General features: G+C 73.5%; 9 protein-coding genes. 4 read left to right on the forward strand and 5 right to left on the reverse strand.

What is annotated here, in order from left to right; all coding sequences use genetic code 11:
• Positions 1–320, forward strand: a 320-nt coding sequence (locus tag PV350_RS38265) for a hypothetical protein (protein WP_500338063.1), incomplete at its 5' end; no start/stop codon positions are given.
• A 216-nt stretch (positions 321–536) separates the two neighbouring features.
• On the opposite strand, the gene PV350_RS38270 is transcribed toward PV350_RS38265, so the two are convergent.
• The gene (locus tag PV350_RS38270; RefSeq protein ID WP_499513091.1) at positions 537–1,100 is read right to left on the reverse strand and encodes a MarR family winged helix-turn-helix transcriptional regulator; all 564 of its coding nucleotides are present in this window, start codon (positions 1,098–1,100) and stop codon (positions 537–539) included.
• Between the two features lie 116 nt (positions 1,101–1,216).
• On the opposite strand from PV350_RS38270, the gene PV350_RS38275 reads away from it, so the two are divergent.
• The gene (locus PV350_RS38275) at positions 1,217–2,464 is read left to right on the forward strand and encodes an MFS transporter (RefSeq protein ID WP_499513090.1); all 1,248 of its coding nucleotides are present in this window, start codon (positions 1,217–1,219) and stop codon (positions 2,462–2,464) included.
• Between the two features lie 7 nt (positions 2,465–2,471).
• Here the strand turns inward: PV350_RS38275 and PV350_RS38280 are convergent, their stop codons facing one another.
• Both PV350_RS38280 and PV350_RS38285 read right to left on the reverse strand, forming a co-directional pair.
• A complete protein-coding gene (locus tag PV350_RS38280) occupies positions 2,472–4,121 on the reverse strand; it encodes an ATP-binding SpoIIE family protein phosphatase (protein WP_499513089.1) in 1,650 nt (549 codons plus the stop codon).
• 117 nt (positions 4,122–4,238) lie between these two features.
• On the reverse strand, positions 4,239–5,618 hold the full coding sequence (locus tag PV350_RS38285) for an NAD(P)/FAD-dependent oxidoreductase (protein WP_500338065.1): 1,380 nt from the start codon (positions 5,616–5,618) through the stop codon (positions 4,239–4,241).
• Positions 5,619–5,913: 295 nt separating this feature from the next.
• On the opposite strand from PV350_RS38285, the gene PV350_RS38290 reads away from it, so the two are divergent.
• Together PV350_RS38290 and PV350_RS38295 are read left to right on the forward strand one after the other, a co-directional pair.
• On the forward strand, positions 5,914–6,612 hold the full coding sequence (locus tag PV350_RS38290) for a TetR/AcrR family transcriptional regulator (protein ID WP_499513087.1): 699 nt from the start codon (positions 5,914–5,916) through the stop codon (positions 6,610–6,612).
• Between the two features lie 110 nt (positions 6,613–6,722).
• Complete coding sequence (locus PV350_RS38295; protein WP_500338067.1) at positions 6,723–8,528, forward strand: sigma-70 family RNA polymerase sigma factor; 1,806 nt, start codon at positions 6,723–6,725, stop codon at positions 8,526–8,528.
• 24 nt (positions 8,529–8,552) lie between these two features.
• Here the strand turns inward: PV350_RS38295 and PV350_RS38300 are convergent, their stop codons facing one another.
• Together PV350_RS38300 and PV350_RS38305 are read right to left on the reverse strand one after the other, a co-directional pair.
• Positions 8,553–9,251 carry a DsbA family oxidoreductase gene (locus PV350_RS38300; RefSeq protein ID WP_500338069.1) on the reverse strand — a complete coding sequence of 233 codons (699 nt, stop codon included), beginning with the start codon at positions 9,249–9,251 and terminating at the stop codon, positions 8,553–8,555.
• 72 nt (positions 9,252–9,323) lie between these two features.
• Positions 9,324–12,563 carry an ATP-binding protein gene (locus PV350_RS38305; protein WP_500338071.1) on the reverse strand — a complete coding sequence of 1,080 codons (3,240 nt, stop codon included), beginning with the start codon at positions 12,561–12,563 and terminating at the stop codon, positions 9,324–9,326.
• Positions 12,564–12,707 lie beyond the last annotated feature (144 nt).

Consider the following 12,707-nt stretch of genomic DNA (forward strand, 5'->3'; position numbering starts at 1 on the left):
AGCGTCCTCGCTGTGTTTACTACAAAGGAACCTCGTCCGAGATGGACGGGGTATCAACATATCTGGCGTTGACTTTTGGCACGCTGTTGAGTTCTCAAGGAACGGAAGCTTCCTTCGAGACCGTTTCACCGGCCCCTCCGGGCTTTCCCTTCGTTGTCTCCAGCTTAGCAGATCCGATTTCCTTCTCTGCCACCCTCTGGAGGGGGTTTCGCCGTCCGGCTTTCGCTTTTCGGCTTTTCCGACTCTATCAGACCGTTTCCGGCCCGATCCCCTGTCAGCGGGGCTTGTCCTCGCGGCTGTTGGGCCGTTCCGACTGGTGAAACGTTAGCGGATCAGTGGCGCCCGATGCCAATCGAGCAATTCCGTCGATCCTCATTCCGAAAAACGCACACGCGAACGAGACGACACGAGGCCGTTCATCGAGGTGGGTCCTGCGGAATGGCTGCCCGGGGACCGACCGGAGTCGGTGTTCACCGGCGGGCAACTCGGAGAACATTACGGATCCCCCGTACGTCTGTCAAACCAGGGCAGCCGGGTCAGTCCAGGTCCCTCAGGCGGCCGCCGGCGTCCGGCTGGTCGGCCTCGACGCGGCGGAGGAGGCGGGTCAGGAGGTCGCCCAGGACGTTGCGTTCGTCGAGGGCGAGGTCCTGGAGGAGGTCCGCCTCGAAGACGGAGGCCATGCGCATCGTCTCCAGCCACTTGCTGCGGCCGAGGTCGGTGAGCTCCACGATGACGCGGACGCGGTTGCTCTCGTCACGCTCCCGGGTGACCAGACCTTCCGCCACCATGCGGTCGATGCGGTGGGTCATGGCGGCCGGGGTGAGGCCGAGTCGCTTGGCCAGGTCGCCGGGGCCGAGGCGGTACGGACGGCCCACGACCACAAGGGCCTTGAGGACCTCCCACTCGGCGCTGGTGATGCCGACGGCCGACAGGTGCCGGCTGTAGCCCACGTTCATACGGCGGTTGAGCCTGCCCAGGGCCGTGACGATCTTCTCGACCTGGGGGTCCACCTCGGGGTATTCGCGCTGGTAGATCGCGATCTGCTCATCGAGGTCCAGCTCCTGCGGGGTGCCGGCAGGGCCGTCGGCTGCACTCGTCATGGCAGGAGTGTCCCACGAAACCCGTTGGCCCTAAAGACTTCCGGCATGTACTGTTTAGCTTCGAAGTTTAAAGTTGAAGTCTTCAAGTTCGAGGACTACTGACCTAAGGGGTGAGTGTGACCACCGCGATGGGCGCCGCGCTGCGCCGGATCCAGCTGGGCAACGCGCTGAGCGCGTTCGGCAACGGCTTCACCGTCCCGTTCCTGTTCGTCTACGTGGCGCAGGTGCGGGGACTGGGAGCGGGCACGGCGGGTGTCGTGCTGTCCGCGTTCGCCGTCGCCGCGCTCGCCGTGCTGCCGTTCACCGGTCGGACGATCGACCGGAGCGGCCCGCTGCCCGTGCTGCTGACCGGGGCGTTCGCGGCTGCGGTGGGCTCCATGGGCTTCGGGCTCGCCTCGAGCGCGCCCCTGGTGGTCGCCGCGTCCGCGGTGATGGGCGCGGGCATCGCCGTGATGCAGCCGGCGCTGGCCACGCTCATCGTGTGGTGCTCCACGCCGAAGACGCGGTCGCGGGCCTTCGCGACGCAGTTCTTCCTGAGCAACCTCGGGCTGGGTGTCGGTGGCCTGCTGGGCGGGCTGCTGGTCGACACCTCGCGGCCGGACTCCTTCACGCTGCTGTTCTCGATCGAGGCCGCGATGTTCCTGGTCCTCGGTGTCGTCGCGGCTTCCGTGCGGCTGCCGAAGGCGGCGCGCATGGAGGCGGCGCCGACGGACAAGGCGGCCGGCGGTTGGCGGGCGCTGTTCGCCGACCGGGCGATGGTGCACCTGTGCGTGCTGGGCGGGGTTCTGTTCTTCGCCTGCTACGGGCAGTTCGAGTCGGGGTTGTCGGCGTACGCGGTCGAGGTGACCAAGGTGTCGCCGGCGACGCTGGGAATCGCCCTCGCGGCGAACACCGCGGCGATCGTGGTGGCGCAGTTCCTCGTCCTGCGGCCGGTGGAGCGGCGGCGGCGCAGCCGGGTGATCGCGGCGGTCGGTCTGCTGTGGGCCCTGGCGTGGGTGGTCGCCGGTCTCGCCGGGCTCACGGGCTCCGCGCACGGGATCGCGACGGCCATGCTGATCGGCACGTACGCGCTGTTCGGGCTCGGCGAGGCGATGCTGTCGCCGACGGTCGCGCCGCTGGTGGCCGACATGGCGCCGGAGCGGATGGTCGGCCAGTACAACTCGGCGTTCGCGCTGGTGAAGCAGTTGGCGCTGGCCGTGGGCCCGGCGGTCGGCGGGCTCATGGCGGGCAGCGGGATGTACGCCGAGTACATCGTGATGCTGGTCGCGTGCTCGCTGGCGGTCAGCGTGCTCTCGGTGCGGCTGGGCCGACGTCTCACGGTCGGGCAGGACGCGCCGCTGCGCGAGCCCGTGCTGGCGGCGTGATCCTCCCTCAGGTGGGGAGCGCGAACTCGCACCACACCGCCTTGCCGCCGCCGGGGGTCCGCCGGGATCCCCAGGCGGAGGCGATGGTGGCGATGATGGAGATGCCCCGGCCGGCTTCGTCGGCCGGTTCGGCGCGGCGGCGGCGCGGCAGGTGGTCGTCGCCGTCGGTGACCTCGATGATCAGGCGCCGGTCGGTGCGTCGCAGCCGTAGCCGCATGGGCGGGACGCCGTGCTGGAGCGAGTTGGCGACCAGTTCGCTGGCGGCGAGGACGCCGAGGTCGACGAGTTCGACGGGGAAGCGCCACGAGGTCAGCACGCCCTGGGCGAAGGCGCGGGCACGGGGGGCCGCCTCGATGCCGCCCAGCAGCTCCAGGGAGGCGTTGCGGAACAGTTCGGAGTCGTTGCCCTCGTGCTGCGGGTACTGCATGACGAGCACGGCGACGTCGTCGGCGTGCTCAGAGGTGACCCCGAGGGCGCGCAGCAGGCGGTCGCAGATGACCTGGGGGCTGCCGGTGGCGCCGGCGAGGGCGTTCATCAGGGCGGAGACGCCCTCGTCGATGTCCTCGCCCCGGCGCTCGATGAGGCCGTCGGTGTAGAGCACGGCGGTGGCACCGGGCCCGAGGGGGACGGAGCCGGAGGTGTGGACCCAGCCGCCGGTGCCCAGCGGCGGACCGGTGGGTTCGTCGGCGCGGCGGACGGTTCCGTCGGCGTCGCGGACGACGATCGGCAGATGGCCGGCGGAGGCGTACGCCAGCCGTCCCTCGCTGGGGTCGTGGACGGCGTAGACGCAGGTGGCGATCTGCGTGGCGTCGATCTCGGCGGCGAGGCCGTCGAGGAGCTGGATGACCTCGTGCGGGGGCAGGTCGAGGCGGGCGTAGGCGCGGACGGCGGTGCGCAGCTGCCCCATGACGGCGGCGGCGCGCACGCCGCGGCCCATCACGTCGCCGATGACGAGGGCGGTGCGGCCGGCGCCGAGGGTGATGACGTCGTACCAGTCGCCGCCGACGGCGGCGTCGGTGCCGCCGGGCTGGTAGGTGGCGGCGACGCGCAGGTCGTCGGGCTGTTCGAGCTCCTGGGGGAGCAGGCTGCGCTGGAGGGTGACGGCGGTCGCGTGGAGGCGGCGCTCGCTCTCGCGGAGGCGTTCGGCGGCCTGGACCTGGTCGGTGACGTCGGTGGCGAAGACCAGGACGCCGCCGGTGTCGCCGCCGTCCTTCACCGGGACGGGGCTGCAGGTGAGGGTGAAGTAGCCCTGCCGGGTCGCGGTGGCGACCCTGCGGGCCTTGACGGTGCGGGGCTTGCCGCTGCGGAAGACCTGGTCCATCAGGGGGAGCAGACCGAGCTCGGCGAGCTCGGGGAGGGACTCGCGGGCCGGGTGCCCTGCGGTGCGGGGGCCGAAGACCTCGGCCCAGGCCTCGTTGACGTACCCGAGGTGGTGCGTGGGCCCGTGCGTGACCGCGATGAGGGCGGGCAGCCGGCCCAGCACCTCGCGTACGGGGAGCGCGTCGAGGGTGTGCGCCGGCGCGTCGGGGTGCTCGGCGGCCTCGCCGCGCGCCGCGGGGACCGCTCCGCCGGACGGGGGTTCGGCACCGGCGGCCGCCGCCTGGGCATTGCGTCGTTGTGTTCCGGGGAGCCGGGCGCTCCAACGCGTGAGGTTCAAACGTCCGATTCCTCGTATTTGCCACTCTTTGCAGGTGCTGGCGCACGCTTGGTCACGGGGTCCAGTGTGGCCGACCCACCGCTCCGGGGGAATCGGCCACCGCATCCGCACTGGCGGTCAGGGCGCGTCGGGCTTGCGGCCGGTCTCCGCGGCGAGCTCGAACTCGGCGCGGGGGTTCTCCAGCGAGCCGAGCGAGACGATCTCCCGTTTGAAGAGCCCGGACAGGACCCATTCAGCCAGGATGCGCGCCTTGCGGTTGAAGGTGGGCATCCGGCTGAGGTGGTACGCGCGGTGCATGAACCAGGCAGGGTAGCCCTTGAGTTTGCGCCCGTAGACCTGTGCCACGCCCTTGTGGAGGCCGAGTGAGGCGACCGAGCCCGCGTACTCGTGACGGTAGTCGGTCAGCGGCTCGCCGCGCAGGGCCGCGACGATGTTGTCGGCCAGGACACGGGCCTGGCGCAGGGCGTGCTGGGCGTTGGGCGCGCAGAGCGCCTCGGGGTCGTCGGAGGTGACGTCCGGGACGGCGGCGGCGTCGCCCGCGGCCCAGGCGCCCTCGGTGCCGGCGATCCGCAGGTCCGCGGTGCACTTGATCCGGCCACGCCCGTTGAGCGGCAGGTCGGAGCGGGAGAGCACGGGGTGCGGCTTGACCCCGGCCGTCCACACCAGGGTGCGGGTGGGGAGGCGGGAACCGTCGTCGAGGGCGGCGATGCGGTTCTCGCAGGACTCCAGCCGGGTGTTCAGGCGGATGTCGACGTTGCGGCCGCGCAGCTCGCGGACGGCGTACCGGCCCATCTGCTCGCCGACCTCGGGGAGGATGCGGTCGGTGGCCTCCACCAGGATCCACTTCAGGTCGTCGGCCTCGACGTTGTGGTAGTAGCGCACCGCGTAGCGGGCCATGTCCTCCAGCTCGCCCAGGGCCTCCACGCCGGCGTAGCCGGCGCCGACGAAGACGAAGGTCAGGGCGGCCTCGCGGACCTCGACGTCCCGGGTGGAGGAGGCGATGTCGAGCTGCTCCAGGACGTGGTTGCGCAGCCCGATGGCCTCCTCGACGGTCTTGAAGCCGATGCCGTGCTCGGCGAGGCCGGGGATCGGCAGGGTGCGGGAGACCGAGCCGGGTGCCAGCACCAGGTGGTCGTAGGGCAGCTCCAGCGCGGCGGAGCCCTCCTCCTCGGTGGCGAGGGTGGTGAGGGTGGCGACCCGCTTGCCGTGGTCGATGCGCCGGGCCTCGCCGATGACCAGCCTGCAGCGGTCCAGGACCCGGCGCAGGGGCACCACGACGTGGCGCGGCGAGATGGAGCCGGCCGCCGCCTCGGGCAGGAAGGGCTGATAGGTCATATAAGGCTGCGGTTCGACCACGACGATTTCCGCTTCGTCGCGCTTCAGCCTGCGCTGCAGCCGCAAAGCGGTGTACATGCCCACATAACCGCCGCCGACGACCAGGATGCGCGGGATCCCGGATTCTTCTGCCGCACCGGACGGCCCCTTGAGTGCTGCCATCGTCCCATGAGGCAATGGGCCATCGGGGTTTGTCCACAGGGCGTACGGCAATGAATGGCCGAATCCTGTTCTCCGGCAGGTCACGGGCGGGTTGCCGACCGGTGTGAAGTGCCTGAACGGAGAATCAGCGGCCGTGGTACTCCGATCGTGGGTGGACTCCCCCTTCATTCTTGACCGGGGCTCAACTATGTTCGTATCCGGCCGGGGTGCCCGTGCGGCGTCGTCCGCCGTCTCCCGGCGATCATGGGGTGGGGAAGTCTCCGGGGGGAGACGCGATTAACCGGGGGATACACATATGCATATCCAGGACCCTCAATGGGCGATGACCGCGACCGTCAGCGGTCATCCGGACACGGTCGTACGGGGAGTCGGCGGCAGTCGTACGTCGCCGCTGCGCGTGGACGCGCAACGCAACCTCGAGCACGTCCTGCGGGCCGCCCGCGAGGTCTTCGGCGAGCTGGGGTACGGCGCGCCGATGGAGGACGTGGCGCGGCGGGCCCGGGTGGGCGTCGGCACCGTCTACCGGCGCTTCCCCAGCAAGGACGTGCTGGTGCGGCGCATAGCCGAGGAGGAGACGGCACGCCTGACGGAACAGGCGCGCGCGGCCCTGGGCCAGGAGGAGGAGGCCTGGTCGGCGCTGTCCCGCTTCCTGCGCACGTCGGTGGCCTCCGGCGCCGGGCGGCTGCTGCCGCCGCAGGTGCTGCACGTGCAGCCGGCCGGTGCCCCGGACGGGGCGCGCGTGCCGCAGCAGCGCGGGGCGGGGGAGGACGTCGCCTCGGGCGCCGGTGTCGCCACGCTGCTGGACGTCGTCGGGCAGCTGGTGGAGCGGGCGCGGGCGGCCGGTGAACTGCGCGCGGACGTGTCGGTGGCCGACGTGCTGCTGGTCATCGCCACCTCGGCGCCGTCACTGCCTGACCCGGCCCAACAGGCGGCCGCCTCGGGCCGGTTGCTGGACATCCTGCTGGAAGGGCTGCGGTCCCGTCCGGGGGCGTGAGGCTGACCCGTTCAGGTGATGACCCGCGTCCGGGGGGTGAAACTCCCCGGACGGGTGGTTCTGGTGCTTGACAGCTCGTCGGACGGTACGGGTGTGCCACTCTTACGCCCGTGGATGAAGGAAACGGGGAGTCCGGTCCGCCCGCGGAGGCGGGGGCGGACTCCGGTGGGGACCCGCCGCCCGGCCGCGTACCCGGGCAGCGGGATCCGCTCGCGGAACGACTCCCCGAAGCCGCGGACACCCCCGGGGCGCAGCTGTCCGACGCCGACCTGGTCGCCCGTGTGCGCGGCGGCGACGACAGCGCGTACGAGGAGCTGTACCGGCGGCACGTGGCGGCCGTGCGGCGCTACGCACGGGGCTGCTGCCGTGACCGGCACACCGCGGAGGACCTGACCGGCGAGGTCTTCGCCCGCACGCTGCAGGCGATCCGCGGCGGCAGCGGCCCGGACGCCGCGGTGCGGGCCTATCTGCTCACCACGGTGCGGCGGGTCGCCGCGTCGTGGGGCAGCACCGCCAAACGGGAGCAACTGGTCGACGACTTCGCCGTGTTCGCGGTCACGTCGGCCGGCGCCGCGGCGGGCGAGGGCGCCCAGGAGCTGGGTGCGGACGTGCGCGCGATGCACGAGGCCGAACGGTCTCTGGCCATCCAGGCCTTCCGTACGCTCCCCGAGCGCTGGCAGGCGGTGCTGTGGCACACCGCGGTCGAGGAGGAATCACCCAGCAAGGTCGCTCCGTTGCTCGGCCTGACGGCCAACGCGACGGCCGTCCTGGCGCACCGCGCCCGCGAGGGACTGCGCCAGGCCTACCTGCAGGCGCACGTCTCGTCCTCGCTGACCGCCGAGGGAGCCTGTGCCCGCTACGCGGACCGGCTCGGTGCGCACGCCCGCGGCGGTCTGCGGATGCGGGCCGACCGGGAGCTGCGCAAGCACCTGGAGGAATGCGCCAAGTGCCGCCTCGCGGCAGCGGAGCTGGCGGACGTGAACGCGGCGCTCAAGGGGCTGCTGCCGGTCGCGGTCGTCGGCTGGTTCGGCGCGGCGTACGCGGCGAAGGCGGCGGGCATCGCCGCGGGCGGTGCGGCGGCCGGTGCCGGCGCTGGTGCCGCGGCCGCCGCGGCGTCGGGCGGCGCTTCGGGCGGTGGCGCGGCGGCGGGTGCCGGTGGTGCGGCGGCCGCCGAAGGGGCCGCCGCACCGGTGAAGATCACCGTTGCCGCGGGGCTGGCGCTCGCGGCGGCCGGTGCCGTGGTGGCGATCGCCCTGACCGGGAACGACAGCACACCCCCGCCGCAGGCGGAGAGCAAGCCCTCGGCCGCGCCGGTCGTACCGGCCCCGGCCCCCACACCGACCCCTTCGCCCTCGCGGCGCTCCCCGGCGCCGAGCCCGACGCCGTCCGTCCAGGCTCCCGTACGGGCCGTCACCCCGACCCCGACGCCTCCGGCGCGCCCCGTCGAGGAGCCCGCGCCCACACCCAGCGAGCCCCCGGCGCCCGAGCCGGTGGTCTACCGGCTGAGCGCGCTCGGGCACGGCGTCCTCGGCCGGTCGGACCGGCCCACGATCCGCCTCGGCGACTGGGTCTGGCAGCGCTGGGGCCTGGGCATCGACGGCACGCGCTACCCCGACGGCATCACGGTCGGTGCGCCGTCCGCCGTCACCATCGACCTCAACCGCTCCTGCACCGCCTTCGACGCCGTGGTCGGCATCGACGACGTCGCACTGGGCTTCGGCGCGGCGCGTTTCTCGGTCCACGGCGACCACGGGCGGCTGTGGCGCTCCGAGGTGCTGCGCGGCGGTGACCCGGGGGTGCCGGTGCACGTGCCGATCGCCGGCAACGCCCGCATCCGGCTGACGGTCGAGCCGACGCGCAGGTTCCACCTGGTGAACGTCGCGGACTGGGCGGTGTCGCGGATCACCTGCGACTGAGGCGTGCCGCCGCTCCCCGCCGGTTCAGCCGGCGGGGACCTCGCACGCGCCGTCGGCGCAGGCGTCCGCCGCGGGGGCGGCGGGTACGGTGCCGGTCTCCTGGGCGACCTGTTCCAGCACGCGCAGGAAGGTCGAGGTCTCCTGGCCGCCCTGGACGGCCCACTTGCCCTCGAAGACGAAGGTCGGGACGGCGTTCACACCGATGCCACGGGCGTCGTCGATCTCGGCGAGCACCTCCGCGAGGCCCTCGTCGGAGGCGAGGAAGGCGGCCGCGCGGTCGCGGTCCAGCCCGGCCTCGGCGGCGAGGGCGGCCAGGGTGTCGCGGTCGCCGACGTCGGCGCCCTCGGCGAAGTGCGCCACGAGCAGCCGGTCCTTGAGGGCGGCCTGCTCCTTGGCGCCGTACGCGTTCAGGGCGTGCCAGAGCAGGCGGTGGGCGAGCAGGGTGTTGTTCTCGATGGCGCGGTCGAAGTCGAAGGCCAGGCCCTCGGCACGGCCGAGCTCCGCCACCCGGGCGTCCATCGCCGCGGACTGCGGGCCGTAGCGCTCGTCGAGGTAGGCGCGGTGGGGCTCAGGGGTGTCGGACTTGTCGGGGGCGAGCTGGAAGGGGCGGTAGACCACCTCGACCTGGTCGGCCTGCGGGAAGGCGGCCAGCGCCCGCTCGAAGCGGCGCTTACCGACGTAGCACCAGGGACAGGCGATGTCGCTGTAGATCTCGACCTTCATGCTCTCTCCGTCACCGAAACCGTCAGTTGAATCCTCAAGCCTGCAACGAAGAGCCCGCCCCCGGCCATTCCCCTAGACGATCACCTCGGTCAGCAGCGCGTGGGCACCGTCGCCGCCCAGCCCGTGGCCCGCGGTGCGGGCCCGCTCGTACGGCTCGTCCCCCAGGGCCGCGCGGGCCGCCGCCTCCGCCGCGCGCACCCCCTCCTCCTCCGGTACCGGGCGCGGCAGGCCCGCGCGCAGGCCGTCGGCCGCACCGTGCAGCCGGGCGGCCCGTACGGGATCGCCGAGGGCCACCAGCACCTCGGCGGCGTACTCGGCCACCGCCGCCAGACGCGGTTCGGCGCAGAAGCCGTCGAGTCCCGCGCGCAGCGCCTCCGCGAGGCCGGCCGGGGCACCCGCCGTGTCGCCCTCGGCGGCGGACACCCGGGCCGAAAGGCTCGCCACGAGCAGCTCGAAGTCCGGTGGGGGCGTGCCCACACGGCCCTCGCCGTGCGCGAGGTCGACCAGTTCCCGGGCCTCCCGGAGCTCGCCCCGACGCAGCACGATCGTCGCCAGCAGCGCACGGATGTACGCGCGGGCGTCCCACACCCCGTACTGCTGGGCTTCCTCGGCGGCCTGGCGCAGCAGCTCCTCGGCGCGGGCGTCGTCGCCCTCGCGGTGGGCCACCTCGCCCATGCGGGAACGGACGAAGATGCCCTCCACGTGCGCGCCCAGTTCACCGCCGAGCCGCAGGGCCTCCTCCAGGTCCGCCCGCGCCGCCGCGTAGTCGCCGTACGCCAGCGCCATCTCGGCACCGGCCTCGCAGACCTGGGCGCGCATCCAGCGGTCGCCGAGCCGTTCGCTGAGTTCCAGCAGCTCCGGCCAGTCCGCGTCGGCCCGGGGGAGGCCGCCGGGGAGGTCGATCGTGATGTGCGTACGGAACATCAGCGCCGCCGCCAGTTCCCACGCGCCGCCGTACGCACGGCAGGTGGCCACCATCGTGTCCGCGTGCTCCCGGATCGCCTCGTGGCGGCCCACGACGTAGTCGCAGAACGGCCACAGCATGCCGGGGAAGCGCGCCGAGTGCGGGCCCGGCACGCTGTACACCTCGACGATCCGCGAGGCCAGCGCCAGCATCTCCCGGCTCTGCATCTCCTCGCGGGGCGTGGTGTCGCTGACCACGAAGAGGTGGAGCAGCCGCAGGTTCATGCGCGACCAGAAGCCCGGGGCGCCGGGATCGTCGGGGAGTTCGGCGAGCGCGATGAGCCGGGCGAGCCACTCCCGCGCCTCGTCGCGGAAGTTGCGCAGCCACCAGAACCAGCCCATGGCCAGGGCCAGTTCGATCCCCTCGGCCTCGTCCCCCGCGTCGATCGTCCGGCGCAGCACGGCCCGTACGTTGTCCAGGTCCGCCTCCACACGGGCCGCCCAGACCAACTGCTCGGGGCCGCGCAGGCCGGAGTCCGCGGTGCGGGCGAAGTCCGCGAAGTACGCGGTGTGGCGGCGGGCCGCCTCCGCCAGGTCGGCGGGATCACCGGCGGCGCGCTCGGCGGCGTACTCGTGGATCGTCTCCAGCAGCCGGTAGCGCACCTCCTCCGCGCCGTGTTCGACCACGACCAGGGACTTGTCCACGAGCTGGCCGACCAGCTCCAGCGTCTCCTCCCCGCACACGGCCTCCGCCGCCTGCAGCGTGCAGCCGCCGGCGAAGACGCTCAGCCGGCGCAGCGTCGTGCGTTCCGCCTCGCCGAGCAGGTCCCAGCTCCAGTCGACGACCGCGCGCAGCGTCTGCTGGCGGGGCAGGGCGGTGCGGCTGCCGCCGGTCAGCAGCCGGAAACGGTCGTCGAGGCGGGACGCGATCTGCCGCGGGGTGAGCACCCGCAGCCGCGCGGCGGCCAGCTCGATGGCCAGCGGCAGCCCGTCCAGGCGGCGGCAGATCTCGTCCACCGCCGCCGCGTGGTCGAGGTCCGCGTCGAACCCGGGACGCACGGCTGCCGCGCGCTCCACGAACAGCCGGTGCGCGGTCGGCAACGGCAGCGGCTCGACCGGGCGTACCGTCTCGCCCTGCAGGCCCAGCGGCTCGCGGCTCGTGGCGAGCACGGTCACCCCGGGGCAGGCGGCGAGCAACTGGTCGGTGAGGGCGGCCGCGGCGTCGATGACGTGCTCGCAGTTGTCGAGCACCAGCAGCATGCGGCGCTGCGCGCAGTGCTCCAGGAGCCGGGCGGCCGGGTCGGCCTCCTGGCCCGCACTGCGCACCTCGCGGGCGGCGGCCAGCACGGCCGTGTCACGGCGTCCGATCGCGCTCAGCACGGCGTCCGGCACGGCGGCGGGGCGGTCCAGCGGGGCGAACTCCGCCAGCCACACCCCGTCCGGGTACGCGGAGGCCCCGGCCACCGCGGCCGCGGCCTCCTGCGACAACCGCGTCTTGCCGGAGCCCCCGGGGCCGGTCAGCGTCACCAGGCGGTGCCTGCCGTCGGTCAGGCTCGCGCGCAGCACGCCCAGTTCGGCCTCGCGGCCGACGAAGCTGGTGAGGCGGGCCCGCAGGTTTCCGGTGCGGGGCGGGCCGGCGGGTGCGGCCGTCGGGGTCGGCGGTTGCGGTTCGCCTGACAGCAACTGGGCGTACAAGGCCTTGAGTTCGGCGCCCGGGTCGGTGCCGAGGCGGTCGGCGAGGGCCCGGCGGGTGTCCTCGTAGGCGGCCAGTGCGTCGGCGGAGCGGTCCGTCGCGCGCAGCGCCCGTATCAACTGCGCCCGGAACGGCTCGTGCAGCGGGTGCTCGGCGACCAGGCCGCGCAGCTGCGGCAGCAGTTCGCCGGCGCGGCCGAGCGCCAGGCGCGCCTCGATGCGGCGGTACGTCGCGGTCAGCCGCAGGTCCTCCGCCCGGGCGGCGGCGGAACCCCGGTCGGGCAGGTCCGCCAGCGCGGGACCGCGCCACAGCGCGAGCGCGGCCTCCAGGGTCTGCGCGGCGGCGTCGGGGTCACCGGCGTCGAGGGCGGCACTGCCTTCGCGTACCAGGCGCTCGAAGAGGTGGAGGTCGACGTCGTCCGGGGTGGCCGTGACCAGGCGGTAGCCGGCGGGGCCCGAGGCGATCGAGTTCTCCTGGGACCCGAGGGCGCGGCGCAGCCTCGACACGAGCGCCTGCAGTGCGCCGGGGGCGTCCTGGGGCGGCTCGTCGCCCTCGCCGCCCCACACCTCGGCGATCAGGGCGTCCGTGGACACCGCGTGCGGGGCGCGCAGCGCGAGTGCGGCGAGCAGGGCCCGCAGCCGCTTGCCGCTGCCCAGGGGCACGGGCGCGCCGGTGGGGCTGCGCGCCTCCGTGGCGCCGAGGATCAGGTACCGCACGGGGCCATTCTTACGGTGCGGGCTCTGCGAGGCGAAGCCGTTTCCTTGTGCGGGTGCGTTGCGCTTCGCGGACCGGGGTTCGCGGTACGGCCCGTCATTCGTGTGCGGGTGCGTTGCGCCTGCGGCGGGCATCCCCCACCCTCC

This window comes from Streptomyces sp. PA03-6a, from assembly GCF_033792765.1.
Taxonomy (GTDB): Bacteria; Actinomycetota; Actinomycetes; order Streptomycetales; family Streptomycetaceae; genus Actinacidiphila.

Coding starts and splice junctions, on each gene's coding strand:
- PV350_RS38270 (WP_499513091.1), bottom strand. CDS start 1,100: ATGACGAGTGCAGCCGACGGCCCTGCCGGCACCCCGCAGGAGCTGGAC.
- PV350_RS38285 (WP_500338065.1), bottom strand. CDS start 5,618: ATGGCAGCACTCAAGGGGCCGTCCGGTGCGGCAGAAGAATCCGGGATC.
- PV350_RS38290 (WP_499513087.1), top strand. CDS start 5,914: ATGCATATCCAGGACCCTCAATGGGCGATGACCGCGACCGTCAGCGGT.
- PV350_RS38300 (WP_500338069.1), bottom strand. CDS start 9,251: ATGAAGGTCGAGATCTACAGCGACATCGCCTGTCCCTGGTGCTACGTC.